A 25,462-nucleotide genomic window follows, 5' to 3' on the forward strand; every position below is an offset into this window, starting at 1 on the left:
CTCACGGCGGCTCAGTGCATCACCGAACCGCCATCCACCACCACACTTTCGCCGGTCATAAAGGCGCTCTCATCGGAGGCCAGGAACAGCAGCGGGCCGATCAGGTCCTCCGGGGTCTGGTCACGCTTGAGGGCGCGGCTGGCCAGCACCGGAGCGGTGAGTTTGTCACGCATGGCCTGGTTGGCGATCACCCCTTCGCTGAGCACCAGCCCCGGCGCCAGGGTGTTCACGGCGATACCGTGTTCGCCCAATTCCCGGGCCAGGGCCCGGGTCAGGGCCAGCACCGCGCCCTTGGAGGTGACGTAATGCAACAGGTTGGGCGTGCCCTTGAACGGCGTGCCCGAAGAGATGTTGATAATACGGCCGTAACCACGCGCCTTCATGCGGGGCGCCACCGCCCGGGCACAGATAAAGGGACCGCGCACATTCACCGCCATCACCTTGTCCCACTCGTTCAGGTCGATATCCTCGAACGGCTGAATTTCCAGCGAGGCATAGATGGCCGCGTTGTTGACCAGTACATCAATGCGTCCGAAGCGCTTCATCGCGGCCTGCGCCATCGCCTTCGCGGACACTTCGTCGGCAACGTCGGCGCGCACCGCCATGGCCTCGGCGCCGGAGGCATTGATCTCTTCCGCCAGGGGCGCGCCATCGAGCACATCGGCGATCACTACCCGGGCGCCCTCGGCGGCCAGGGCCTTGGCATAGACAGCTCCGATGCCCTGGGCGGCGCCGGTAATGATCACCACTTTATCCTTCATTCGGGTCATTCCAGTCTCCCTTGCCTTCATCAAAATTACTTTTAAGCGTTACTTCCAAGCATAACGTTTAAGAAAGAAACGCCGTGACCAGATCCGGCTGCCAGGAGATCAGGATCATCACCACCAGGGTGACCAGCAGGAACGGCAACAACGATTTAATGATGTCGCCGGGGCGACACTCGGTAACCCGGGACGCCACATAAAGCGCCGCCCCCACCGGCGGCGTCAGCAGGCCCAGGGTCAGGTTGATGCACATCACCACGCCCAAATGATAGGGGTCGATGCCGTACACCGACTGCGCCACCGGCAGCACGATCGGCACCAACAGGATCAGCGCCGCGATACCATCGATGACCATGCCCACCAGCAGCAACAGACCGATCAGCAGCAACAGATAGACAAAGGGATCGGAGGTCATGCTCTGCATCAGGTCACCCAGCTGCTGGGGAATCTGTTCGTAGATAATCACCCAGCCGAATACCGCGGCGGCAGCCACCAGCGCCAGCACCACGCCGCTGTTGATGCCCACCCGCAACAGCATGTCCCCCATGCGATGCAACTTCATCTCGCCGTGGGCGAAGCGTCCTACCAGCACCGCCATGGCGGCCCCCACCGCCGCCGCTTCGGTGGGCGTGGCAATGCCACCGACGATACTGCCGATCATCACCGCCGGCACGCTCAGCGATGGCAGGCCCGCCAGCAGATCATGCAGAATCCGGCCTGGGGTCAGGCGTTCGTTCCTGGGATATTCGTGAATAAAACCGAGAATCGCGATGACCAGAATGAAGCCCACCGTCATCATCAGACCAGGAATAATGCCGGCAATGAACAGGTCACCAATGGAGATCTGCGCTAAGACACCGAAGATAACGAACAGCATGGACGGCGGAATCACCGGTGCCAGCAACGCGCCGGCGGCGGTGGTGGCGGTGGCGAAATCCCGTTTATACCCTTTGCGCTCCATCTCCGGCACCATCACCCGTGCCATCACCGCCACTTGCGCGTTGGCGGAGCCGATAATCGACGCCAGCATCATGTTGGCGAGAATATTGATGTAGGCCAGCCCGCCGCGCACCGAACCCAGGAACACCGAAGCGAAAGCGACCAGACGCCTGGTCAGTCCGCCTTCGTTCATCAATTCACCCACCAGCATGAACAGGGGAATCGCCAGCAGACCATATTTGTCCAGCCCACCGAAAAACTGCTGTGGATAAGAGAGAAACAGCACACTGTTGTCACTCAGTTGGATATAGCCCATGGCACTGACCGCCAGCACCAGCGCGATGGGCACACCAATGAATAACAACACCACGAAAAGTGCGATCACCGGCATCAATCCACCCCTTCCGCGCCCGGCCGGACCTGCTGAAAGTCCGCGCCTGGCGCACGCAGCGTGACCAATAAATTGGCCAGCGCATGCACGCTGGCGGTGAACGCCACTACCGGCATGATCAGCCAGAACCAGAACTTGGCGATGCCCAAGGTGGCGGTGGGCTCCTGGTACATGTAGTTGAAAGTTTCGGCGGCGAAGGCTTCCAGGTCGAGGCCGCTGTTCACCAACCCGATGGGATCGAACCAGCGGTAGCAAAGAATCAAAAAAATCACCGCGAACGCCAGCACCACCAGATCAGAGGCCAATCGCAGTCCCTTCCGGGCCGCCGCCGGCACCGCGTCGGTGAGGAGGGTCACCGCCACCGCGTCACGGTGTTTGAGGGTGACGCTCAAACCGATCATGGCCAGCCACACCATGGTCAGGACCGCCAGCTCATCGAGCCAGAAAATCGGAGCCCTGAAGGCCCGCGCCGCCACGTTGACCAGAATCATCACCGGTATCAGCACCACCAGGGCACGCAGAACCACGCGCTCCAAGCGGCCCAGGAAATCACTTAACACCTGGATCATAGTCGCTCTTCCGCTATCGGGGTTACAGTTCGGCGGCTTCCCCGCGGAGTTCCCCAAGCACCGGCGTCTTCTTCATCCAGAGCTCTTCCCACTGATCCAGCTTGTCGCCGAAGAAATCAAGCCCCACCTCGATTACCTTGACGTTCTTGGCCTCGATCTGGGCCTGGGTCTCGGCCTGGGACTTCTGGTAATACGGCGCCAGCTCCGCCAGACGCTTGCGGGTCAGAGTGCGGATAAGGTCGCGGTCGTCCTGGTCCAATTGCGACCAGGTGCGCGCCGAGATCAATCCCACCACCGGAAACATCATGTGGTTACTGCGCAGCACCGTCTTGGCACGCTCGTAAAGACGCAGTTTCCAGACCAGTTCCAGGTCCGCGTCGACGCCATCCACCTGACCGTTGGCCAGAGCATCGTAAACGTCGGTAACCGGCATCGGTGTGGAAACAGCACCGAGCAAACGATAAAAGTCCTGCACCGGCGGGAAGGGAGTGATACGGATTTTATGGTCGTTAATCCCCTGCACATCCTCCGCCGGGAAGGCGGTGAGCATCAGACGCATGCCGGCAACGCCATAACCCAGGCCGACCACCCCGGCCTTGCGTGGCAATTCCTCCAGCAGGGCCTGAGCAGTGGGACCGTTAAGCAGTCGGTCTGCTTCCATGACGTTTTCCGCCAGATAAGGGGCGAACAGCGCGCCCAGGTCGGGGACCCGGTTGGCTACCTCGGCAGCGGTCATGAAGGCCATGTCCAAAGCGCCGGTTTGCAACTGCTGCAACATCTGCGCTTCACTGCCCAATTGGCCGGCCGGGAACACCGCCACGCTGTATTCACCGCCGGATTGTTTTTCCAGATCCTCGCCAAACGTTTCCGCCGCCTTGCTCCAGGCATGGCTTCCGGGAACGATCAAACCGAGCTTCAGTTCCCTGGCTCCCGCCACGCTGGTCAGAACGACCAGCAACAAACACATCAACGCCCGGCATCCAAATCTTGTTTTGTTCATTGGCACAACCTTTTTTCGTTGCTGTTGGTTATTGTTATTTACAACCTGGTTCCGGACGCTAGCACGACGCGGTTCAAGCTTCCCATTAACTTATAATGATTCCTCCAATCAGCGAACATTATAGGGCGGGAGAACCAGTTGATAGTTGACAGCCGACAGGTGACAGCGAAAAGACAAAAAGCTATGAGGGCATGGCTTCCCCGGCGACCTCCAGGAAGTCACGGGCGTATCTCAAGCACTGATGGCGTGCATCAGAAATGCTTAATAGGAAGGCATCGATCCGGCTTATAGCATGACGGTCAAACAAAAATCGACAAAGAGACGCCGACATGCCCTTCTTGCCTGCCCGGACGAAACCCCTCGGAAAATCCACCACCTTGCCGCCGCCCTCCAGAAAGATGGCGACGGTACAGAAAGAACGACGAATGCTCCTCAATCCGAGCCACCAAGGCCGAGGACATCAAGATGGGTAAACCGGCTTGGGGCCCTGGATCAAAAACCGGTAATAGCGCCCATATGACTTATGCCGCCCCCACCTATGAATTCCTTGAAGCGCGTGCACGGCGCCGCGTTCCGAAATTCGCATTCGACTTCGTACAGGGTGGTACCGGCGCTGATCGGGGGATCGAAACAAACCGTCGTGCCCTTGATGCGGTCGAGATCATTCCACGGTATGGAAATCTGAAAAAGGCCGACACCACTACAACGCTCTTCGGTACCCGGTTCATGGCGCCCATCGGGATTGCGCCGGTGGGCATGGATGCCTTGATCTGGCCAGGCGCGACAACCAGTCTTGCAAGGGCCGCAAAGGCCTCGAACATTCCCTATATTACCGGCACTCTGGCCAACTCCCCTCTTGAGGAGGTTGCTGACATAGCCGGCGGCGAGCGTACCTGGTTGCAGCTCTATGGGTTTCCTCGCGACGATCACCGCGTAACCATTGACATGGTCCGCCGTGCGAAAGCCGCGGGGATAGCCGCGATCGTGGCGACACTCGACGCGCCCGTGCGTGCCAAACGCCCACGGGATTTGCACAACCGCTTGGTCGTACCATTCCGTCCGACCCTGAAAACAGTCTGGGAAGTCGCCACCTCGCCCGCGTGGGCCAGGGCACTTGTGCGGCATGGCACCCCGAAGTTCGCCAATATCAACCGTTATGTGGATGGGGCGGCAACGCTCGATCGCGTCGCGGGGTTCGTTCAGAAGGAATTGATCGGCAGTTTTTCCTGGGCCGAGATTGCGCTAATGCGCAAGATCTGGGACGGCGCTCTGATCGTCAAGGGCGTGCTGCACCCCGAGGACGCGGAGGCCGCCGTCAATGTCGGCGCGGATGCCATCCTTATCTCGAACCACGGCGGCCGCCAGTCGGATGCGGCCCCAAGCCCCATCAACGTCCTGCCGGCCATCCGCGACCGAGTGAACGGGCGTGCAAGGCTGCTCTTCGATAGCGGCATCCGCTCCGGTCTTGACGTCATGCGCGCACTGGCGCTCGGCGCGGAAGCCGCATTTTCAGGACGTGGCTTTCTCTATGCCCTGGCGGCGCTTGGGGAAAAGGGGGGTACCCATTTCGCCGACTTATTGCGCGAGGAATTCGCCGTGGCAATGGCACAGTCGGGAGCCTCGACCGTCGCCGACATCCCTGATGTCAGTTGTCGACATGCCCATGCTTATCGCTTCCCAAACCCCGCCTGAACTAAAAGTCCGACTCCATGAAAACCAATAAACCGAAGGCACGGGTATGAGCACGGTCTTCTGATATTTCATCCTGGCCCGATTCGCATCTTCAAATCAAAACAAACCGAAAACCCGTCCCCCAGACAAGCAAAAAAATTCCACAATAAAACAAAGGCCTTACAATGATATCCACCAAAGAATATTTGCGTCATACCTTTACTCTCCTTATTTTTCTTCTCGCCACTCTGTCCAGCTCGATATGTTGGCCCGCCAGCATATCCACGGACTTTGACAACGATCCTGACACCAAGGAATCGTTGGAGATATACGGAAAGGTCCGACTCTCCATCGACTATGCTGATTCGGATCTGAACGGCGCCCCGGAAAGACCATCCCAGGGTTTAACGGACGGCAGCACCGGCATCTCCAGCAATGCCACGCTGATTGGCTTTCGTGGCTCCTACGGAATAAAAAACCAACCCTACACGGTGGTATGGCAGATGGAGCAAACTGTCGACGTTGATACCAGTGCCAATAATACTCTCGCCAACCGCGACACCTATCTGGGACTGAGGACCCCGATCGGTGTATTCCGAGTTGGCCGCATGGACACGCCCTATAAGAAAATGGCGCTGGCCAACAGTCTCTATGTCAGCACGGTGGCCGACCCGTTCGCCATCCTTGGCAAAGGCTCCGCCGGTGGATCCCGCATGGACCTTAGGGGGGCGAATTCACTGTACTGGAACGGGGAAGTCGCCGGTGTGAAACTGGCCGCGCAGTACGCCCTGGACCAGGACAGCGGTGACTATACCCTTCCAGATGGTAGTTCAGTGAACGGTACCGACGGTTATATTGATGACAACGATGCCGATATGTACAGCACTTCCATTTTCTATACCGTTTCCAACCTGACGCTTTCTGGTGCCTATAGCAAATACTCCGAAATCCACGGCGGCAAACTGGAAGGCTGGCGGCTAGGCGTCCGCTACATGTTGGGCAATTCATTGTTAGGTGGCATTTATGAAGAAATGGATGCCGACGATGAAGTGGCCTCCGGCACTCTCTCCCGATCCGCCCATGGCATTTATATTCAACACCGTATTCTTCCACGCACCACGATCGGCGCTCAATGGATGCATGCGAATGAGTCCAAACTGGCCGCGGGCGACGATGACGCCGACCAATTCACGGTGGCGATTCACCAACAGATCTTCAACCCCCTGGTGGTGTACTTTGCCACCACCATCACACGCAACGGCGAAAATGGCGCCTATCGTTCCGGGGACTACGCCCATGGTGATCTGATCGCCACGGCGCCTGGCGGAGATCCTCTGGCCGTGTCCGTCGGAGCGGAATTCATATTCTAATCGGAAATGACCGCACTCCATTTAACTCCCCGGCGACCTTTTAGCACCTCGGCGAAGAGCCTGACCTTTTCCTTATCCCTGACCCTGTCAGGGATAAGGCGGCGTTTTGGATACCCGCCAACTTCTCTGGACACTCAAGTCATCACGCATCGTTATAGAGGCGATAATCCAATGTTAATAGACGCTACTCCTTCGCCCTGCCTACAGTTGCCTTCAACAGGAGGACATCGAATGAACGCACCTGATACTCCCGGCCACCAACCAGAGAGCACAAAGACCGGGCGGCGCGATATGGGACTTCGCACGTGGCTGAGGCATCTGGCGGCAACCCAGCGTCTGGCTGTCGCCAGACCCGGAATGCCATTGGAATTCGGCGTCGCCGGTCTTGCCAATCGGCTCGATGGTACCCGCGCCCTAATTGTTCCCCGCCCCAGGGGCGGGGAAAACGGCACCGTCGTCTCAGGTCTTTTATCACGCCGTGAGTGGATGGCGGAGGCGCTCGGCATCGAACCCGAAGCACTCCTGCCAGAGTTTCAGCGGGCCGCCGCCTGCCCCATCCCCTCGATAGAGGTGACGAAGGCGCCTTGTCAGGATCTTGTCCACGAAGACATCGACCTCACGCGCCTGCTGCCCATCCCCACTCACAATGAACACGACAGTGGCGCCTATATCACGGCGGGTCTGATGATCTGCCGGGACCCGCGAACCGGCGTCCAGAACGTGTCGATCCACAGACTTCAGGTCTCCGGCCCACGTGAACTCGGGGCACTTCTTCTGCCGCGTCATACTCTGTCCTATTTCACCGCGGCCGAGGAAGCGGGGAATGACCTCGAAGTGGCGATTGTTATAGGCGCTTCCCCGGCCTGCATGCTTGCCTCTCAGGCGATCGTACCGATGGATGTGGATGAACTCGAGATCGCCGGTGCGCTCGGTGGTGCGCCACTGGAAGTAGCACGCTGTCTCGGCAAGGATATCCTGGTGCCCGCCGAGAGCGAGATTGTCATCGAAGGGCGCCTTCTGGCGAACACCCTGAGACCGGAAGGGCCATTCGGCGAGTTTCCGCAGTACTATGGGCCACGCGCGGATCGTCACGTAATTGAGGTTGATTGCGTTACGACACGACAATCTCCGCTGTTCCATACCATCGTTGGCGGTGGGCTTGAACATCTCATTCTCGGGGGCATCCCACGAGAAGCAACGATCCTGAACACCGTGCAAGCGATGTTTCCCAATGTGCGTAACGTGCATCTGGCACCAGGTGGTACCTGCCGCTACCACCTCTATGTCCAGATGAAGCCGCGCCACCCCGGAGAAGTCAAGAACGTCATTCTCGGCGCCTTCGCCGCGCATTACGATATCAAGCACGTCGTCGTAGTCGACGAAGACGTGGACATTTTCGATGCCGAGATGGTGGAGTGGGCCATCGCCACGCGGTTTCAGGCGGATAAGGATCTGATCGTCATCAGTGGCTCTCAGGGTTCCAAGCTCGACCCTTCCACTGATGAAGGTTTCGGCGCGAAGATGGGAATCGACGCCACCGCCGCGATAGACGCGCCCCCCTTCCGATTCAAACGCATCAGCGTTCCGGGTGAAAAAGAAATCGACATCGACAATGTATTGGATGTCGATGCGAAGATTGGGGACCTTCTCCGTGACTGACCACACCGGCACTATCCCGAGAACGTACCAGGTAGATACTCCGCGCGGCGCGCTGCGGATTGCCGAGGTCAAAGCGTTTGCCGTTTCCGTGCCTCTGCCCGGACATGCACAGGTAACTCTCGGTGTCGGACATACCATCAAACGCGATGCGGTTATTGTACGCGTACGGACCATGGATGGACTCACCGGATGGGGCGAGGCGCACCACGGGCGGGCGCACACCGCAATCGCCACGATGATCAACGATACCCTTGCTCATGATCTCAAGGGGCTTGACGCCAGCGACGCGGTGGGACTGAACACACGCATGGCAAGGATGCTGCGGCTCACTCAAGGTAGTTCGGGGGCCGCCGCCCTGGCAATTTCCGGGATCGATATGGCACTCTGGGATATTCGCGCACGGGCCGTCGATTTACCTCTTTGTCGGATGCTTGGCGGCGCACCCAAACCCATTCCTGCCTACGCCGGCGGCATCGCACTGGGCTGGGATAAACCCGAGGTACTGGTACAAGAGGCCGAAACTCTGGTTGCAAACGGATACCGGGCAATCAAGCAACGTCTCGGCGATACGGTGGAACGCGATCTCGCCCGCCTCGAAGCGCTGCGTACCGCTCTCGGCGAGAAGATCGAGATCTTGACCGACGCCAATTCTCTCTATACACCCATGGATGTGCGCCGCGTCCTGCCCCGCCTTGCCGAACTTGGTGTGCGCTGGCTCGAAGAACCCTTCATGCCGCAGGAAAGGCGTCGCTACCAAGACGCCGCCTCGCTTGCACGTGTACCGCTGGCGGCGGGCGAGAATCTGTTTACCCGCCAGGAATTCGCCAACCTGATCGCTGAAGGCGCCGTCACCGAGATTCAGCCGGATCTCTCGAAAGTTGGCGGCATCACCGAGGGACTGCGTATTGCCGCCCTGGCGCTTGCCAACGGTCTGGAAGTTCATCCGCACGCCTCCATGACCGCGATCAATGCCGCCGCGACACTTCATTTCCTGTGCGCGATCGAGGACGGCGGATACCTCGAATCAGACGTTTCCAAGTTCAACCCGCTACGCGACGATCTCGTTCTTGGCCAGAGCCGGATTTCAGTTCAAGGCACCTTCACGCCTTCCGAGGCACCAGGCCTCGGTATCGAAGTTGATGAGCACTTCATCCGTGAGCATCCACCCATCGCCGGGTCAGCCTATCGCCGAACATAGACGACACGACTAAAGCCTGACTGGTTTCAAAAAAAAGAAAGGAGAAAATACAATGAAAACAAAGCTGAAATCCTTGATCGCCGGCGGCATGCTGGCGCTTGCAACCGCCTTCGGTGGGCAATCCGCCTACGCCCAGAATGCCGTCAATCTGAAGATGGCGTCGTTCAATGTTGGCGGCAGCTGGTACATCTACGCCACCGCGCTGTCCAAGCTGGCCCAGGAAGCGCTGCCGGAGGGCTCAAAAGTGGAGGTGCTCCCATATCAGGGAGGCGTAGGCAACCCCATCCTTGTTAATCGTGGCGAAGCGGACATGGGCCTTAGTTTCTCGGCCCTCTCGAACTGGGCCTATAACGGCAAGATCACCTTTAGCGAGGAAAACCAGAATATCCGTGCTCTGTTCGGCGGTCTGAACCAGCCTCACCGTCTGGGTATCGTTGTGCGCAAGGACAGCGGCATCGCCAGTCTTGCCGACCTCAGCAAAGAGAAAGCGCGTCTGGTGACGGTGCAACGTGGCGGCGCGGGCGAGGCGCTGGCTCATATGGCGCTCGAAGCCTATGGCACCAGCTACAGCGATCTCGAAAAAGCCGGCGGGCGCGTAACCCACGTTGACCTTCCGGTCGCAATCCAGCAGATGCGTGACGGTCAGGCGGACATCTTCATCCATAACATTGGCTACAAGCAGCCCGACGTCATGGAGCTCGCCCTGAGCGGCAAGGTGAAGTTCATCCCACTCGGTGAAAAACAGATGAACGTGCTCGAGAACGACTATGGTCTTCTCGGTGATCTGTCGATCAAACCTGAGGAATTCGATGGCGTTGACACCGCGGTGCCGTCCGTCGGCTATCCCACGGGCGTCATCGCAAACGCCGATATGCCGGATAACGTGGCCTACGCGATCACCAAGGCCGTGATCGAACACCCGGACCGTATCCGCGCCGCTCATGCTTCTCTCTCCGCGTTTGACCCCGCCAAAGCGGGCAAGGCTGCCGTGAACGGGAACATTCCTCTGCACCCGGGCGCGGCGCGTTACTACCGCGAAGCCGGCCTGATCGAATGAGTCACTGCTTTTTCGGAAGCCGGTTTATGCCAATAAAGTTCAGCTTGCGAAAAAGGCGGCTGGGGATAAAAAAATGACCAAAGCCCTGACCTTCTGCGTACGTATGATCGCCTTGGCGATCACCGCTCTTCAACTGTACAGTGTGATCTGGCAGCCGCTTCCCCTGCACATGCACTATGTGCTTTTTCTCGGCGCCGTGCTCCTTCTGGTGTTTGGCCAACAGCAGGACACCGTGACCCGGGTAAAACTGGCGACGGATGTGCTGTGGATTGTCATCACAATCAGCTGGGTCGTCTATCTGACAATGAATCATGATCGCTATCTCACAAGGATAGCCTTTGTCGACCGTCCCACCCTGTTTGATCTGGTCGCCGGCACGGCCCTGGTCGTTACCTTATTGGAGGCAACCCGGCGTGTGGCGGGTCTGGGGCTCTTCGTCATCGCGGCGACGTTCATCGCCTATGCCTTCCTCGGCCAGTATCTCCCTTCGGGCATCGGTCATTCAGGTCTGGGGCTCAGCCGTTTCATCGATATCGAAGTGCTGTCGAACAACGGTGTCTTTGGCGTGCCTCTTGGGGCCGTGGTCTCCTATATTTTTTACTTCATTCTGTTCGCGACCTTCCTTGAGCTTTCCGGTGGCGGGCAACTGTTTATCGACCTCGCCTTCGCACTGACCGGACGCTCGCGTGGCGGCCCGGCCAAGAGCGCGGTCATTTCCTCTGGTCTGATGGGATCAATCAACGGATCGGCTGTCGCCAATGTGGTCGGCACGGGCACCTTCACCATTCCATTGATGAAGCGCTTTGGCTACAAGCCGCATTTCTCCGGCGCTGTCGAGGCTGCCTCCTCCACGGGCGGGCAGCTTATGCCGCCAATCATGGGGGCGGCGGCCTTCGTCATGGTCGAGCTGACGGGTCTGAACTATGTCACTATCCTCAAGGGCGCGGCTCTTCCCGCTCTGCTCTACTACCTCGCCATTCTCTTCGCCGTCGATCTCACCGCAAAAAAAGAAGGTCTCAGTGGCATGTCCAAGGCGGACCTGCCCAATATCCGCGAGGGTCTTCTCAAGCGCATCCATCTTCTTCTACCGCTGGCCGTTCTCATCGGCATGATGGTATCAGGCGCCTCGCTGATGATGTCAGCGATCTACGCTTTCGTCAGTTCCGTCCTGGCCAGCCTGCTCACCAGGGAAACCAGGATCGGGCTAAGGAAAATGTTCGAGGGCTTCATTCAGGCCGCGAAGTCAATCATCGTCGTCGCTGTCCCTTGCGCTACCGCCGGGCTGATCATCGGGATCATCGTGCAAACCGGCATCGGCCTGAAGTTCACGGAGTTCGTTCTGACCCTGGCCTCCGGTTCCATGATTCTGTCCCTGATCGCGGTGATGTTCGCATGCATCATTCTCGGCATGGGAATGCCGACCGTTTCGGCCTACATCATGGTCGCCATCCTGATGGCACCCGCGCTCGGCGAGATGGGTATCTACGTGCTCTCCGCGCACCTGTTTATCTTCTACTTCGCACTGTTGAGTTTCGTGACACCGCCGGTGGCGCTGGCTTCCTACGCGGCCGCCGCGCTCGCCAAAGCGGACGCCACCCGCACCGGGCTGACCGCCTTCAAACTGACGCTTCCGGGCTTCATCGTTCCCTTCGCCTTCGTCTACAACCCGGCGCTGGTGATGAACGGAGCCTGGTACGAGATTCTGCTGGTAGCGCTTTCTTCCATTCTCGGCGTTTACACCATGGCCGGCACCGCCGTCGGGATGCACCTGCGCCACTCTACCCGCATCGAACGTCTCACCGGCTTCGTCGGCGCCATTCTTTTAATCACCCCGAATCTGATCACCGACCTCGCGGGCTTTGTCCTCGTAGCGGGCATGCTCGCTCTTCAGCTTCGCCGGCCCCGGGAGGCCGAGGTCACCTCCCCCCCTCTGCAAGGAGCACTCCATCATGTCGAATAACCGGGCATATAAACTTCCCCATGCCTTGCACAGCATTGGCGGACATTCGCTCGAAGGTAACAGCAAGGCCCGGTCCGTCAACCCGGCAACCGGGGAAGTTGTCGGGACCTTCTCCGTCGGAGATCGGGAGGTGGCCGAAGCGGCCATTGCCGCCGCACGCAAGGCTTTCGATACCACGCTCTGGCCACAGGATCCCCGTACCCGGCAGATGGTCCTTCTGCGCTGGGCCGATGCCCTGGAAAGAGACAAGGAGCGTCTGGCCACCCTGCTCACGGCGACAAACGGCAAACCACTGGCACAGGCCAAAGGCGAGATCGCCGGCGCGATTTCGGAAATCCGCTATTACGCTGGGCTGAGCCGCCACAATCCCGGGCGGGCTATGGAGGTCGCGCCCGGTGAAATCTCCATCACACTGCGCGAACCGGCGGGTGTGGCGTCTCTCATCATCCCGTGGAATGCCCCGGCGGTTCTGCTGATCCGAGCCCTGGCGCCCGCACTCGCGGTAGGTTGCACAGCCATCACCAAACCCGCGCCGCAAACCGCTCTTTTCACGGCGGCCTGTATGGCACCACTGATCGCCGATGCAAGCTTGCCGCCCGGCGTGGTCAATGTCGTCCTCGAAACCGGTCATGAAATCGCTGAGACAATGACGACACACAACGACGTGGATGTGGTCAGCTTTACCGGCTCCAACCTCGTTGGCCAGCGCATCATGAGCGCCGCCGCTGGGACCATGAAGAAACTCTCGCTCGAGCTCGGCGGAAAGTCCTGCTGCATCGTCATGGAGGATGCGCAAATCGAGACTGTCGCCCCCAAGATCGCCGCCGCGGCGATGATCATTTCCGGTCAGCAATGCACAGCCGCCCGCCGTGTACTCGTCCACGCCTCACGCATGAAGGAGATGAAAGCCGCGCTCTCCGCCGCTCTCTCTGGCACCAAGATCGGCAACGGGCTGGACGCGGGTGTCGAAATGGGTCCACTTATTGATGCCGCCTCCCGCGACAAAGTCTGGGACGAAATTTCCAGGAGCTTCGATCTGGCGGACGAAGTGGTTCTAAAAGGCGAGAAACTGGCCGGCCCGAACGGTAGCGCCTTTATGTCCCCTTCGCTTGTCGCCCATTCCGACGAAAACGCGCCTTTTTGTCAGGAAGAGATCTTCGGGCCGCTCCTTGTGCTCGAACCCTTCGAGACAGAAGCCGAGGCCATCGCCAAGGCCAACAATACAGTTTTCGGCCTTTCAGCCTCTGTCTGGACGCGTCAGTCGGACAGCGCATGGCGCATGGCTCGAGCGCTGCGCAATGGTACAGTATGGATCAATGACCACAACAAACTGTTCGCCGAGGCGGAAACCGGTGGCTATCGCAAAAGCGGCCTCGGGCGACTGCACGGCTATGACGCCCTGCTGGACTTCACCGAACTCAAACATATCTATCAGAGTGTCGGGGCGGTCTAGCCGGCAAGACCGAGGCCATGATGGAGCTACGTCAGCTAAAATACTTTACCTGCCTCTACGAGGAAGGGTCGGTCACACGAGCCGCCCATCAGCTCAATATTGTGCAACCCGCCCTTTCCATGCAGATCTCGAAACTGGAGGAGGAACTCGGGCAGCCGTTGTTCGAGCGTACGTCCAAAGGCATGATCCCCACCGAGACCGGCGAGCAAGCGTACCGTCTGTTCATGCCGCTACTCGGCCAACTCCTGGAGGCCCGGCAAACCCTCATTCACCGCAACGGGGAAATCAGTGGACGCATCCATGCCGGCCTCATTGCCTCGGCGGCCAATCAGGCCCTCGCCAGCACCCTGGCTTACTTTGTCGAGCATCACCCCAATGTGGAACTGCAGATCAGCTATGGCTACAGCCAGAACCTGATCGACCGGGTGCTCTCCGGCGATCTCGATTTCGCCGTCATCAACCAGAGTTTCCAGCAGGAACGTCTTGCCCGCATTGATCTGGTGGACGAAGAACTGCTGGTGGCCACCGGCGCCGCCAATCGCCTGCGGGTAGCGGCGCCGGTACCGCTGTCGGCCTTGAGCAAACTGAAACTGGTGCTGCCCTCGCGGCTACATGGCCTGCGCATTGTCATCGATCATTCCATGGCGGCGCTGGGGCTGGAACTGACCCCGGAACTCGAACTCGACGACCTTACCGTGATCGAGAGTTTTCTGCGCCGCAGCGACTACGTCAGCATACTGCCCGCCACGGTGCTGCGCCCGGGCCTGGAGGAAGGCGCCTTGCGCGCCTATCCGCTGGACAGTCCGGGACTGACTCGCAGCATGGTGTGCGTGCACGATAGCCGCCGTCCGTTGTCCCCCGCGGCCCGGCTGTTCGTGGACATCATCGGCAAGACTCTGGTGACCGGCCTCAACGCCATTCACTTCTATAAGGAGGGCGCCCTCGATCATGAGCTGGACTGATTCCCGATCACAACGATTGATCATCGGTATCTCCGGCGCCTCCGGTGCCGTCTACGGTGTGCGCCTGCTTGAACTACTGCGCGACACACCCGTTGAAACCCATTTGGTGGTCAGCAAATCCGCCCTGATTACCGTAGCGCACGAAACAGGGCTGTCCTGGTCGGAACTCAAGAATATGGCCTCCGTTCACTACTCCAATCAGGACATCGGCGCCGCCATCGCCAGCGGCTCATTCAAGACCATGGGCATGGTCGTGGCGCCCTGCTCCATACGTTCCATGTCCGAAATCGCCAGTGGCGTCACTTCCACCCTGTTGACCCGCGCGGCGGATGTGATTCTCAAGGAACAACGACGCCTGGCGCTGATGGTCCGGGAAACGCCGCTGCATCGGAATCACCTGCGTACCATGATGGAGTTGGCGGAACTGGGCGCCATCATTACGCCACCAGTGCCGGCCTTCTACGCCCGGCCCGAGTCCCTGAACGAAATGGTCGATCACAGTCTGGGGCGAGTCCTGGACTTGTTCGACATCGAACTGGGCATTGTCCGTCGCTGGCGGGAAGAGCCAGGGGCGGATCCGGAACCGCACCATGCAACACCTTGATCTGCAAGTCATGGAACAAGCTCTGCAATGGGCGCGGGACGGCCATGAAGTCTGGCTGTGCACGGTACTTTCCACTTTCGGTTCCGCGCCGCGTCCGCCTGGAGCAATGCTGATAGCGCGCGCCGACGGTGCCTATACCGGCTCCCTGTCCGGCGGTTGCGTTGAGGAGGAATTCCTGGCCAGTTTGTGCCGGGGCGCCTTCCGCGACACCGTGCAAATCATTCGCTACGGGGATGACGAGGATGAGCGGCGCCGCTTCCGTCTGCCCTGTGACGGTATGCTTCAGGTCCTCATAGAACGCCGGCTTCCCAGCCAGGACTGGCTTTCCCATCTGCAATCCCTGCTTGCCACTCTGCACGGCCAGCAGCGCCAGCTGCGCCGTGTGGATCTCACCACCGGCGAGGCTACCTTGCATGCCGACCAGGGTGGCGAGGCGGCCCGGGTAAAGGACGAGCAGGTGGAGATCCGGATCGGCCCGGTATTACGGCTATTGCTGGCGGGGGTCTCCCCCGTGGCCCGGATCTGCGCCAGCTACGCCCGCGAATTGGGCTGCGAGATTATCGCCTGTGATCCCCGTGAAGAAGCGCAAGGAGAGCTGATTGATAACATCCCGGTACAGCCCGTCCTTCCCTCTCTCTATATCGCCTCCGGCGGCTGCCACGAAACCACCGCCGTGGTGGCCCTGACCCACGATCCCAGAATCGACGATCTGGCTTTGATGGAGGCGGTACATACGCCGGCATTCTATATCGGCGTGATGGGCTCGGTACGGACATCCGCGAAAAGAGCGGAACGATTGAAACGGGTGGGCGGACTCAGTGATGAGGAAATCCAGCGCATTCATATGCCCATTGGCCTTGGCCTGGGTAGCAAAACACCGGCGGAGATTGCTCTGGCGGTGATGGCCGATGTACTGCGCGTTTACCGGGGGAAGGCCAGAGATGAACTCTAGCACGGACTCCGTCATCGCTCTGGGCCCGGCCGCCGGAACAGACGCTCTCTCCGGACAACCGGCTCGAGCACTGGCGGACAATATCGTACGACCCTGTTATCAGGGGCAGCCTGGAGGAAGCTAGCAATGTCCGTTGCCCGACGCGTATTCCATGGTTTGTTCGGCCGCGTTGCCTTGCTCGATATGGACCGCCCGTTGACCACGCATTCCCACCACGAGTGCCATGTGCTTGTGAAGGTGTCCGGTGCGGACACCTATTTCAATGTCGATGGTCACCGGGTACCTCTCACCGACCGCGGCGCGGTATTGGTCAATGCCTGGCAGCCCCATTTCTACGATCACCAGCCGAACACCCCCAATACTCAAATCCTGGCGCTCTACATTGAGCCCACCTGGCTCACCAATATTCAGAAATCACTGGCCCTTTGTGCCCACCCGGGCTTTTTCTCACGGCCGCATATCGCATTGAGCAGTACACATCGACGCCTGGCCGACTGCCTGATTGCCGAGTGCTACTCCTCCGATCTGGTACTCAGAGAACACATCGAATCGCTCCTGTTCGACTTTCTGATCGCCTTGATCGAGGACCACTCCCAATGGCACGAACTGAAAAGACAAGCCTGTATGCCACGGTACCGTTTTCAGGACGCCCGCATCCGCCGTGCTTGCGCTTACCTGCAAAGCCACTTCAACGAACCCCAATGCCTGGCGAACGCGGCGCGTATCGCCGATCTGTCGCGGGCACATTTCTTCACGTTATTCCGTCATGATACCGGCATGTCACCAATGTTGATGCTGAATGACATACGCATGCGCCACGCTTTCCGCTGGCTGGAACATGAGCGCGTCGGCACTTTATGTCAGTTGGCGGAAACCTTGGGCTTTTCCGAACAAGGCCATTTTACCCGCTTCTTTCAACAGCATATCGGTGCGGCTCCAAGCCAATATCGCCGGGTGATCGATAGCTACTCATCGGTCTGATACCCCGCTCCCGGCTCCGGGCGACGCCACAGCCACAGCAGCACCATCGCCATGGTCAGCGGCAGCAGGCCCTTGGCCCAGTGCGGCAGGGAAGAGATCAGAATCAATATCACGCCAAGGGACATGGTCAGCGTCGCCATCCATTTCGCGTGACGGGAGATCGCGCCATGCTCCCGCCAGCGGCGGATCGGCGGCCCGAAACGGGGATGGGCCAGCAGCCACCGCTCCAGGGCCGGCCAGCCGTGCCCGGCGGCCCAGGCCGACAACAGCAGGAACTCCACTGTCGGCAGCCCGGGCAACACCACCCCCAGCATGGCGATGGCCAGCGCCAATAACGCCAGCGCCCGCCATAACAAAATACGCATGCCGTTCACGCCGGGCGCGGCAAATCCGCCATCAGTTCTTCCACCGCCGAGTTGACGAAGGCGAAGGCCTCCCGCGCTCCGCGCACCGCCTGCGCTTTGTCCTCGTCAGTGAACGCCAGCGCGTCCAGTTGCGCCTTGAAACGTTTCCAGTGCAGGCCGCGTCCGTCCGGGTGCCCGGCCAGATGCCGGGCGCCGTGGCTTTCGCTCAGTCCCAGTTTGTCCTGCGCCAGTTTGAACAGGAAAGCCGCGCCCAGGTTGGAACCTTCATTGGTGTATAACCAACCCACCGCCGCCGGCATGCCGGTGATCAGGGCGGTGGTGCCGGCCAGACGATCGAAGGACAGATCGGAATCGCTCACTTTCAGATCACGGCAATCCGCTTCCACCTCCGGCAAGCGCGATCGCTCCGCCAGGCCGGGAAACAGCTTTTGCAGTTCCTCAGCCTGATATAACGGCGCGGTGGCGCATTGCAGCCGTAACTGCATGCGCAGGAAGCGGCGATAGCTTTGCTCGTCGGCGAACGGCGCGAAGCCGGACAAACGGTTATCCAGGTTTTCATGGATCTGATGGGTGCCTTCCTTGAGACACAAGGACAGGGGTTTTTCCATAAGTTCCACAGTGTCGGCCTGAGTCATGATGAGTCCTATATGCGATGCCAATGGGGGATGCCGATAAAGAGGCTTCTATAAGTTATGACGAGTGAGCCGGCGAAAAGGACAATGCCCGGTCCACGGTTTTCAGTTCCCGCACGCCCAGAACCCCGCTTTGCTGATGCAGCTCCAGCCAGGCATTGAGATAATCGTAACCGGCGCCGAGCCATTCCAGGCGGGCCTCGTGCAATTGCCGACGCGCTTCCAGCAGGTCCTGGTTGTTTCGCTCACCGCCGCGCAGACTTTGGCGGGTGGCTTCCACCAATTGCTCGGCGCTCGTCACCGCCTCGGCCAGCGCTTCCAGGCGGGAAGCACCGCCACGACAATCGCGAAAGCGTTGCTCCACCGCCAACAACAATTGCTGCCGGGCGGAAAGCAGCCGCTGTTGTTCAGCATCCTGGCGGGCGGCGGCCTGACGGCGAGCAGCCGCCACACCACCGCCGGCGTACAGTGGCACCTGCACCTGCACGCCGACGCTGTCGGTATCGTAGTGTTGACCGTAAGTGTTCTCGCTATCGGAATCCGTGCGCCGGGTGCTGGCGTAAAGACTGACCGTGGGCCAATGACCCGCTTTCTGCCGGTCCACCTCTCGCTCCGCCAACGTCACGTCTTCACGCCGCACCGCCAGCACCGGACTGTGACGCAGGGCCTGTTCGCGCCAGCGGGCCAGATCGCCGTCCAGCGGCAACGGCGATACCGCGCCTTGCGCCTGTGGTTGCCAGCCGCTGAGATCCACACCGGTCAGTTGCGTCAAACGGCGTTCGGCCACCTTCGCCCGCTCCTCGGCGGCGAGCCGCTCGGCCCGGGCCAGGGCCAGGCGGGAACGGGTTTCCAGCACCTCGGTCAGGGTTCCTTCGCCGGCTTTTCGCAATGCCTCATTACGCTCCAGCAACGCCTTCAATACCGACGTCTGTTCCCGCGCCCAGCGGCGCCGGGACCAGGCCACCAGGGTGTCGGTGTAGGCCCGCGATACTTTCACCACTAGTTCCTGCAAGCGAGCCTCGAATTCCAGTTCCGCCCGCGCCGCTCGCAAACGGCCGATATCCCGCGCCACCCAGGCGCCGTAATCGAACAGTGGCTGTTCCAGTCTCAACGAGGAACTGTAGCTGCGATAATCCCGTTCCTCCGTTACCGGCCCGAACAGGGAATCCTGTTCCACTTCGGACCAGTTCTTGCCCCAGGAGTAACTGTAGGCCAAGGTCGGCAGCAGATTGGCCCGGCCCAGCACCTTGAATTCACCGGCGGCGCGACGGTCATGGATCGCCGCCTGGAACTCCGGCTCGTGGCGCAGCGCCGCATCGAACGCCTGTTCCAGCGTCAACGCTGACGCCAGCGGGCTCAGACATAGCAAAAGCAGCAGCCAGGCCAAGGGTTGAGACCGGCGGAGGGCCAAGGGCTTGGCGGGGGGCTGTTCACCCTCTCCCTGTCCCTCTCCCCTCAAGGGAGAGGGGACCGAATAGAGGGGTTTGTCTTGCCTCCCCTCTCCCTTGAGGGGAGACGGCTGCATGGACGCAGGAGGTAGAGCGACGCAGGATGCCAAAGCCGAGGGGTCGGGGGAGAGGGTGAAGGTCATCGACGTCATTGCCCCTCCAGCGCCAGCGGGATGCGATCCAGCAACGGCTTGAACAGATAGCTCATCAGCGAACGCTCACCGGTACGCACGAAGGCCTGCACCGGCATGCCCGGCTGCACCACCAGGTCACCGAGCGCGGCGCGAGCCTCCTGATCCACCCGCAGGCGGGCAGCGTAATAAGGCTGGTCGTTGTGCGGTTTTGTCTTGCCTCCCCCTCTCCCTTGAGGGGAGACGGCTGCATGGACGCAGGAGGTAGAGCGACGCAGGATGCCAAAGCCGAGGGGTCGGGGGAGAGGGTGAAGGTCATCGACGTCATTGCCCCTCCAGCGCCAGCGGGATGCGATCCAGCAACGGCTTGAACAGATAGCTCATCAGCGAACGCTCACCGGTACGCACGAAGGCCTGCACCGGCATGCCCGGCTGCACCACCAGGTCACCGAGCGCGGCGCGAGCCTCCTGATCCACCCGCAGGCGGGCAGCGTAATAAGGCTGGTCGTTGTGCGGATCCTCCAGCCGGTCCGGTGACACCCGCGCCACCGTGGCGGGAATGCGTGGTGTGCTGGCCCGATTAAAGGCGGTGAACATCAACTCCACCGGCAAGCCGGCGTGCACCGAGTCAATGCGATCCACCGGTACCCTGGCATCCACCCACAGCGGCTCATCCGCCGGCAGAATTTCCATCACTGTATCGCCGGGGCGAATCACCGAGCCTCGGGTCAGCACCTGCAGGTTCACCACCCGGCCGGATACCGGCGCGGTAATCTCACTGTGCTCCAGTTGGAAACGGGCGTTGGCCAGCCGCTCGCTTTCACTGGCGGCCCGTAAGCGGTGTTCGGCTAGCGCCTGCTCCACGTCACGGTTCTGGTTGTCACGCAGGGCGTCCAGCCGGGCCCGGGCCTCGCCGAAACCGGCCCGGGCCGCCCGCGCCGAAGCACCGGTGGCGGCCAGCTCACCGCTCAGGCGCGCCCGCTCCTCTTCCAGTTCCAATACCCGGTTGCGAGGCACGTAATCCTGCTCCGCCAATGGCCGCAACGCCGCCAGTCTTTGATCCAGCAAGGCCAGACGCTGCCGCAAACCGGATTGTTGGGCCTGCTGCCCCTGCCAGCGCGCCTCGGCACCGGCCATCGCCTGTTCAAGGCCGGCGCGTTCGGATTGCAGCGCCAGCCGGCGGCTGCGGAAAAGCTGCCGCTGTGCTTCCAGCGCCGAGGCCAGTACCGGGTCGGTGGCTGCCTGCCGCGTCAGTGCCGGGTCCAGGACCAGGGTCTCAAGCCCTTGTCTTTCCGCTTCCAGGCGGGCGATACCGGCCACCGCCATGGCCTGATGCAACCGCGCGGAAGCCAGCTCCGCCCGCGCCACTTGAGCGTCCAGTTTCAGCAGTGTCTGCCCTTGGCTGACGCTCTCTCCTTCGGTCACCGGCACCTCGGCCACCACACCACCAGCAGGATGTTGAATACGCTTGCGATAACCGTCCACGGTCACCGTGCCTTCCAGTGCCACGCCACCATCCAATGGCGCCAGCACCGCCCACAGCAGAAAGGCGGCAAACCCGCCCAGCAGCGTCACGCCGCCCCACAACACCAGCTTGCGCTGACCACGGCGGCGCAGCCCCGCGCCCGGCGCGGCCTCCATCGGCGGCGGTTCCATGCGTGCATTCATGCCCCGCCTCCTTCAGCGCCGAAGCTGTAGGACACGCGGGGCGCTTGTTTCGCCGCCGGCCGGCGCTGCCCCATCACCTCGGCGGTAACGCCGAACTTCTGCATCACGCCGTCCTTGAGCACCAGCACCTTGTCGGTGACCGCCAGCACCGCCGCCCGGTGGGTGATCAACACCACGGTGCGGCCCTGCGCCTTCCAAGCTTTCAGGGTTTCCGCCAGCGCCGCCTCGCCGACGTCATCGAGATTGGCGTTGGGTTCATCCAGCACCAACAGCGCCGGTTCGCCGTACAGCGCTCGCGCCAACGCCACCCGCTGTTTCTGACCACCGGACAAGCCGCCGCCATCCTCGCCGAGCACGGTGTCGTAGCCTTGGGGTAAACGAAGGATCATGTCGTGCACGCCAGCGCGACGCGCCGCATCGATCACCGCCTGCTGGGCACCGCCGGTCAGTTCGCCGAAGCGGGCGATGTTTTCCGCCACGGTGCCGGCGAACAGATCCACCTCCTGCGGCAGATAGCCGATCGCCGGGCCCAATTCGTCCGCCGGCCAGCCGTGCAGGTCCGCGCCGTCCAGACGAACCTTGCCGGCGCGCGGCGGCCACAATCCCACCAGCGCCCGCGCCAGGGACGACTTGCCGGAACCGGAAGGCCCGACCACGCCAAGCACTTCTCCCGGCGTCAGCTCGAAACGCACATTGGTCAGACTGGGACGTTCCGCGCCGGGGGGCATCAACGTCAGACCTTCCACCGTCAACGTGCCTTGCGGGCGTGGCAGACTCAACCCCCGCGCCGGTTGCGGGTGCGCCTGCAACAGCGCCTGCAAGCGATTCACCGCGATGCGTGTACCGCTCCACTGACGCCACGCGCCCACCACCTGCTCCACCGGCGCCAGCATGCGGCCCACCAGAATCGAACCGGCCACCATCATGCCGGCGCTGACCTGGCCGTGGATCGCCAGCCAGGCGCCGGCGCCGAGCATCAGTGATTGCAGCGCCAGCCGCAGCGCCCGCGTCACCGCGCTGATCAACACACTGCGTTCGCTGGCCAGGTGCTGATGGTCCACGTAACCGTCCTGCAACTCACGCCAGCGGCGGCGCAGACGGCCGCCCATACCCAACGCCTTGATGGTGGCGGCGCCGCGCCAGTGTTCCTGGGCCAGGCGGCCGGCGTTGATGGACAAGGCACTGGCTTCGTTCAACGGCGCCCGGGACCAGCGTTCGTTGACGAACGCCAGCGCCAGCAATACCAGAGCGCCCAGCAACGCCAAGGCCCCCAGTAGCGGATGAAACAGAAACAGCACGATCAAATAGAGCGGCGCCCAGAGGGCGTCGAAAAACGCGAACAAGGCACTGCCGGCGAAGAACTGGCGCAGCTGATTCAGATCCGACAACGCCTGGGCCGAGGACAGATTGCCGCCCTGCAAACCATGCCGGCCGGCAGCGTCATAAACACGCTCGCCCAATTGTTGGTCAAGGGCTTCGCCGACACGAATCACCAGCAAACCGCGCAACCAGTCCAACGCGGCCATCAGCGCGTACAACCCCAGGGCGATCACCGTCAGCATCAGCAAGGTCACGCCATTACCGGACGCCAGCACCCGGTCGTAGACCTGTAACATATACAGCGCCGGCACCAGCATCAGCAGATTGATCACCGCGCTGAACACGCCGACGGAAACGAAAGTGCCGCGCTGCAACGCCAGCGCCGCGCGCAGATCGTCCCTGGTCTTTTTCATCGCCGGGCGCTCCACTTGGAACGGGCCGCCAGCAACACCCCCATGCCCGCGAGTAACCACCAGGATGGGCTGCCGCCGCCGTTGCCGTACTCTCGGGTTTGTTCGTCGGTGGTGCGGTCCTGCGCGCCGACACCGAGAGAGGCCACGTCGCCGACCTGGCCGCCGGTCAGAGTGTTTTCGCAAGTCAGAGTGTAATAATAGGTACCCGGCTCGGGACTGACCTGAAGATAGCCGCTGTCTTCCCGCGCACCGGTCCAGCCGTCGCCGTCACTGCCGCCGCTGGCGGTGCAGTTGGACGCCTCCACCGTGCTCCATTGCAGCAAGGCGGTGTCCCCTTCTTCGATTTCGCCGGGGGTGATGGTGACGGTGACTCTTGATCGCGCTTCTTCCGGGTCCAGGCTGAGACGGAAGATCGTGCCTTTACGGGTATAGATATCACCGAAACTGGTTTTGTAGGGCTCGCCACCGCCGGTGGTGGCCCCGTAAAGACCACCATCGCTCCCTAGATGCAAGCCCACCGGCCGGCGGCCGTCATAGCGAACATTGCCTTGTTCATCACTGCCGTCAATAAACCGATGGACCACCTCAAAACCTTTGCCGGTCTCATTGGATTGCGGGTCGAATCGGAACAGTACACCGAAACGGTTCATCGACTCCCTGGCGGGAATTTCCACGGGCTCTCCGGGAAGAATCGTACCGCCACTCCACACACCGCCGGCCTGGGTTGTCCCGTAGATGAAACCATCCGAGGCTTGCACCATGGGGCCGCGAGGTTGGCCCCCATCATTCCCCGAGAACGAATGGATCACGGAAAAATCACCCTGCCCGACATCCAGACGCCACAGAGCGCCGTACCAGTTAGGACCATCGTAGTAAGGCGGCTGGCCCTGGTGGGGATGACCGAATGGAGGGGTATATTCGCCATCGATGCCGGTACATAACGGCAATGCAATCACCGCGTCCCAGCTGGTCGGAGTCGAGGAACTACTGCGAGCCTGGCAGAACGCCACGGATAGGGCGCCATAAACGGAGCCGTCCGCTCCCTCCACGGGCCAGGCAAGGGTCGCAACGTCCAGATCATAATCACAGTTTCGCTGCGTGGCGCCCGCTTCCTGCCATTCAGTACACCCGTACCAGGGCACCTCGCCCTCTTCGAGCGTAAAGACATGCAGGATTTCGAAAGTTTCCGGCGCCATCGGGTCGAGTCGATAGACGGTGCCCGTCGGTGTCGCAAGTTCCGAGGGCGTGCCGGGGGCTCCAATAATACCGCGGACATAAGCGGTGATGCCGTAAAGCCAACCATCAACCCCCAACATCATGCCATTGGGAAATTGACGCATCCCTTGAGGCCCCACGGAAAACGCATATACCGTTTCCAGTTGCGGTGTTGCCGCATCCAGGTCGAAGGCGAACAGACGCCCGTTCCCCTCTGGCCCTTCATCCAGGCCATAAAGAATACGGTCCTTGATGATCAAAGCACCATTGGGCCGAACCAGATCCTCCGAGATCAATTCCGGGTGGGTACCATCGAATTCCAACCGGAACAGGATACCCTGGGCACTCTCTTCACTATCGGCCCGAGGTGTCGCCACACCATAAAAATAGTTCGTTTCGTCTTGAACCAACCCCATCTGAGGGCCACTATCCGGCCAAACGTTAAAGGCTTCCTTCAGATCCGCCACATCCACATACTGGGCAGGGTAAGTTGGCAACGAGTAGATACTGGGATTGTTATAGGCGGCGCCATACAGCCGGCCGTTATTCGCCAGAATGGGCGGCATCAAAGGATGTCCGGCCTTTTGTTCCACGCCATCCAGGGACTCCATCCCAAGCGCTCGCAGCACCGTCATCTCCGGCATCACCGTCTGTGCCTGTAGCGGTGGAATCTGAAGCAGAAGAGAGCCCAACAACAGACCACTGAGTACGCGCAACATAGATTCTTTTCCCAGATCATA

At 60.8% G+C, this 25,462-nt stretch carries 22 protein-coding genes; 11 read left to right on the forward strand and 11 right to left on the reverse strand.

What is annotated here, in order from left to right; translation table 11 throughout:
* Nucleotides 1-11 precede the first annotated feature (11 nt).
* Genes B5T_RS14095 through B5T_RS14110 form a run of 4 tightly spaced genes read right to left on the reverse strand, consistent with a single transcriptional unit; the run spans nt 12 to nt 3,663 of the window.
* Entirely contained in the window at nt 12-770 is a 759-nt protein-coding gene (locus B5T_RS14095) for an SDR family NAD(P)-dependent oxidoreductase (RefSeq protein WP_014995188.1), read from the reverse strand.
* A gap of 58 nt (nt 771-828) precedes the next feature.
* Nucleotides 829-2,094: a TRAP transporter large permease gene (locus B5T_RS14100; RefSeq protein WP_014995189.1), complete on the reverse strand. Its 1,266-nt coding sequence runs from the start codon at nt 2,092-2,094 to the stop codon at nt 829-831.
* A complete protein-coding gene (locus B5T_RS14105; RefSeq protein ID WP_014995190.1) occupies nt 2,094-2,663 on the reverse strand; it encodes a TRAP transporter small permease in 570 nt (189 codons plus the stop codon). Before B5T_RS14105 ends, B5T_RS14100 begins: the two co-directional genes overlap by 1 nt.
* Before the next feature lie 22 nt (nt 2,664-2,685).
* Nucleotides 2,686-3,663: a TRAP transporter substrate-binding protein gene (locus tag B5T_RS14110; RefSeq protein ID WP_014995191.1), complete on the reverse strand. Its 978-nt coding sequence runs from the start codon at nt 3,661-3,663 to the stop codon at nt 2,686-2,688.
* A 465-nt stretch (nt 3,664-4,128) separates the two neighbouring features.
* On the opposite strand from B5T_RS14110, the gene B5T_RS14115 reads away from it, so the two are divergent.
* From B5T_RS14115 to B5T_RS14165, 11 genes are all read left to right on the forward strand, one after another.
* Nucleotides 4,129-5,355, forward strand: a complete 1,227-nt coding sequence (locus B5T_RS14115; protein WP_014995192.1) for an alpha-hydroxy acid oxidase — start codon at nt 4,129-4,131, stop codon at nt 5,353-5,355.
* 299 nt (nt 5,356-5,654) lie between these two features.
* Nucleotides 5,655-6,704 (forward strand): porin, encoded by a 1,050-nt coding sequence (locus B5T_RS14120; protein WP_167321219.1) that lies wholly within the window; start codon nt 5,655-5,657, stop codon nt 6,702-6,704.
* Between the two features lie 231 nt (nt 6,705-6,935).
* Nucleotides 6,936-8,363 (forward strand): UbiD family decarboxylase, encoded by a 1,428-nt coding sequence (locus tag B5T_RS14125; RefSeq protein WP_081586887.1) that lies wholly within the window; start codon nt 6,936-6,938, stop codon nt 8,361-8,363.
* The gene (locus tag B5T_RS14130) at nt 8,356-9,561 is read left to right on the forward strand and encodes a mandelate racemase/muconate lactonizing enzyme family protein (protein WP_202803011.1); all 1,206 of its coding nucleotides are present in this window, start codon (nt 8,356-8,358) and stop codon (nt 9,559-9,561) included. Before B5T_RS14125 ends, B5T_RS14130 begins: the two co-directional genes overlap by 8 nt.
* A gap of 52 nt (nt 9,562-9,613) precedes the next feature.
* Entirely contained in the window at nt 9,614-10,618 is a 1,005-nt protein-coding gene (locus B5T_RS14135; RefSeq protein ID WP_014995197.1) for a TAXI family TRAP transporter solute-binding subunit, read from the forward strand.
* A gap of 73 nt (nt 10,619-10,691) precedes the next feature.
* Entirely contained in the window at nt 10,692-12,578 is a 1,887-nt protein-coding gene (locus B5T_RS14140; protein ID WP_014995198.1) for a TRAP transporter permease, read from the forward strand.
* Entirely contained in the window at nt 12,568-14,031 is a 1,464-nt protein-coding gene (locus B5T_RS14145) for an aldehyde dehydrogenase family protein (protein ID WP_014995199.1), read from the forward strand. The genes B5T_RS14140 and B5T_RS14145 overlap by 11 nt, the downstream gene beginning before the upstream one ends.
* Before the next feature lie 17 nt (nt 14,032-14,048).
* The gene (locus tag B5T_RS14150) at nt 14,049-14,993 is read left to right on the forward strand and encodes a LysR family transcriptional regulator (RefSeq protein ID WP_014995200.1); all 945 of its coding nucleotides are present in this window, start codon (nt 14,049-14,051) and stop codon (nt 14,991-14,993) included.
* Nucleotides 14,980-15,597: a UbiX family flavin prenyltransferase gene (locus B5T_RS14155; RefSeq protein ID WP_041717040.1), complete on the forward strand. Its 618-nt coding sequence runs from the start codon at nt 14,980-14,982 to the stop codon at nt 15,595-15,597. The genes B5T_RS14150 and B5T_RS14155 overlap by 14 nt, the downstream gene beginning before the upstream one ends.
* Nucleotides 15,584-16,549 carry an XdhC family protein gene (locus B5T_RS14160; protein WP_014995202.1) on the forward strand — a complete coding sequence of 322 codons (966 nt, stop codon included), beginning with the start codon at nt 15,584-15,586 and terminating at the stop codon, nt 16,547-16,549. Before B5T_RS14155 ends, B5T_RS14160 begins: the two co-directional genes overlap by 14 nt.
* Nucleotides 16,550-16,675: 126 nt before the next feature.
* The gene (locus tag B5T_RS14165) at nt 16,676-17,530 is read left to right on the forward strand and encodes a helix-turn-helix transcriptional regulator (RefSeq protein ID WP_014995203.1); all 855 of its coding nucleotides are present in this window, start codon (nt 16,676-16,678) and stop codon (nt 17,528-17,530) included.
* Here the strand turns inward: B5T_RS14165 and B5T_RS14170 are convergent.
* The 7 genes from B5T_RS14170 to B5T_RS14195 all read right to left on the reverse strand — a co-directional run bounded on the left by B5T_RS14170 (nt 17,515) and on the right by B5T_RS14195 (nt 25,441).
* Nucleotides 17,515-17,895: a YbaN family protein gene (locus B5T_RS14170; RefSeq protein ID WP_014995204.1), complete on the reverse strand. Its 381-nt coding sequence runs from the start codon at nt 17,893-17,895 to the stop codon at nt 17,515-17,517. The genes B5T_RS14165 and B5T_RS14170 overlap by 16 nt on opposite strands.
* Nucleotides 17,896-17,900: 5 nt before the next feature.
* Nucleotides 17,901-18,530: a biliverdin-producing heme oxygenase gene (locus B5T_RS14175; RefSeq protein WP_014995205.1), complete on the reverse strand. Its 630-nt coding sequence runs from the start codon at nt 18,528-18,530 to the stop codon at nt 17,901-17,903.
* Nucleotides 18,531-18,585: 55 nt separating this feature from the next.
* Complete coding sequence (locus B5T_RS14180; RefSeq protein WP_014995206.1) at nt 18,586-19,914, reverse strand: TolC family outer membrane protein; 1,329 nt, start codon at nt 19,912-19,914, stop codon at nt 18,586-18,588.
* 209 nt (nt 19,915-20,123) lie between these two features.
* A complete protein-coding gene (locus B5T_RS23410) occupies nt 20,124-20,276 on the reverse strand; it encodes a hypothetical protein (RefSeq protein ID WP_167321220.1) in 153 nt (50 codons plus the stop codon).
* A 154-nt stretch (nt 20,277-20,430) separates the two neighbouring features.
* Entirely contained in the window at nt 20,431-21,774 is a 1,344-nt protein-coding gene (locus tag B5T_RS14185) for an HlyD family type I secretion periplasmic adaptor subunit (protein ID WP_014995207.1), read from the reverse strand.
* Nucleotides 21,771-23,507 carry a type I secretion system permease/ATPase gene (locus tag B5T_RS14190; protein WP_014995208.1) on the reverse strand — a complete coding sequence of 579 codons (1,737 nt, stop codon included), beginning with the start codon at nt 23,505-23,507 and terminating at the stop codon, nt 21,771-21,773. The genes B5T_RS14185 and B5T_RS14190 overlap by 4 nt, the downstream gene beginning before the upstream one ends.
* Nucleotides 23,504-25,441 carry a choice-of-anchor tandem repeat GloVer-containing protein gene (locus B5T_RS14195; RefSeq protein ID WP_014995209.1) on the reverse strand — a complete coding sequence of 646 codons (1,938 nt, stop codon included), beginning with the start codon at nt 25,439-25,441 and terminating at the stop codon, nt 23,504-23,506. The genes B5T_RS14190 and B5T_RS14195 overlap by 4 nt, the downstream gene beginning before the upstream one ends.
* Nucleotides 25,442-25,462 lie beyond the last annotated feature (21 nt).

Source organism: Alloalcanivorax dieselolei B5 (genome assembly GCF_000300005.1).
Lineage (GTDB): Bacteria > Pseudomonadota > Gammaproteobacteria > Pseudomonadales > Alcanivoracaceae > Alloalcanivorax > Alloalcanivorax dieselolei.

What these genes read in the sequence shown, in the direction of transcription:
- B5T_RS14095 (WP_014995188.1), bottom strand. Translation starts at nt 770, where the DNA reads ATGACCCGAATGAAGGATAAAGTGGTGATCATTACCGGCGCCGCCCAG.
- B5T_RS14100 (WP_014995189.1), bottom strand. Translation starts at nt 2,094, where the DNA reads ATGCCGGTGATCGCACTTTTCGTGGTGTTGTTATTCATTGGTGTGCCC.
- B5T_RS14105 (WP_014995190.1), bottom strand. Translation starts at nt 2,663, where the DNA reads ATGATCCAGGTGTTAAGTGATTTCCTGGGCCGCTTGGAGCGCGTGGTT.
- B5T_RS14110 (WP_014995191.1), bottom strand. Translation starts at nt 3,663, where the DNA reads ATGAACAAAACAAGATTTGGATGCCGGGCGTTGATGTGTTTGTTGCTG.
- B5T_RS14115 (WP_014995192.1), top strand. Translation starts at nt 4,129, where the DNA reads ATGGGTAAACCGGCTTGGGGCCCTGGATCAAAAACCGGTAATAGCGCC.
- B5T_RS14125 (WP_081586887.1), top strand. Translation starts at nt 6,936, where the DNA reads ATGAACGCACCTGATACTCCCGGCCACCAACCAGAGAGCACAAAGACC.
- B5T_RS14135 (WP_014995197.1), top strand. Translation starts at nt 9,614, where the DNA reads ATGAAAACAAAGCTGAAATCCTTGATCGCCGGCGGCATGCTGGCGCTT.
- B5T_RS14140 (WP_014995198.1), top strand. Translation starts at nt 10,692, where the DNA reads ATGACCAAAGCCCTGACCTTCTGCGTACGTATGATCGCCTTGGCGATC.
- B5T_RS14145 (WP_014995199.1), top strand. Translation starts at nt 12,568, where the DNA reads ATGTCGAATAACCGGGCATATAAACTTCCCCATGCCTTGCACAGCATT.
- B5T_RS14150 (WP_014995200.1), top strand. Translation starts at nt 14,049, where the DNA reads ATGATGGAGCTACGTCAGCTAAAATACTTTACCTGCCTCTACGAGGAA.
- B5T_RS14155 (WP_041717040.1), top strand. Translation starts at nt 14,980, where the DNA reads ATGAGCTGGACTGATTCCCGATCACAACGATTGATCATCGGTATCTCC.
- B5T_RS14160 (WP_014995202.1), top strand. Translation starts at nt 15,584, where the DNA reads ATGCAACACCTTGATCTGCAAGTCATGGAACAAGCTCTGCAATGGGCG.
- B5T_RS14165 (WP_014995203.1), top strand. Translation starts at nt 16,676, where the DNA reads ATGTCCGTTGCCCGACGCGTATTCCATGGTTTGTTCGGCCGCGTTGCC.
- B5T_RS14170 (WP_014995204.1), bottom strand. Translation starts at nt 17,895, where the DNA reads ATGCGTATTTTGTTATGGCGGGCGCTGGCGTTATTGGCGCTGGCCATC.
- B5T_RS14175 (WP_014995205.1), bottom strand. Translation starts at nt 18,530, where the DNA reads ATGACTCAGGCCGACACTGTGGAACTTATGGAAAAACCCCTGTCCTTG.
- B5T_RS14185 (WP_014995207.1), bottom strand. Translation starts at nt 21,774, where the DNA reads ATGAATGCACGCATGGAACCGCCGCCGATGGAGGCCGCGCCGGGCGCG.
- B5T_RS14190 (WP_014995208.1), bottom strand. Translation starts at nt 23,507, where the DNA reads ATGAAAAAGACCAGGGACGATCTGCGCGCGGCGCTGGCGTTGCAGCGC.
- B5T_RS14195 (WP_014995209.1), bottom strand. Translation starts at nt 25,441, where the DNA reads ATGTTGCGCGTACTCAGTGGTCTGTTGTTGGGCTCTCTTCTGCTTCAG.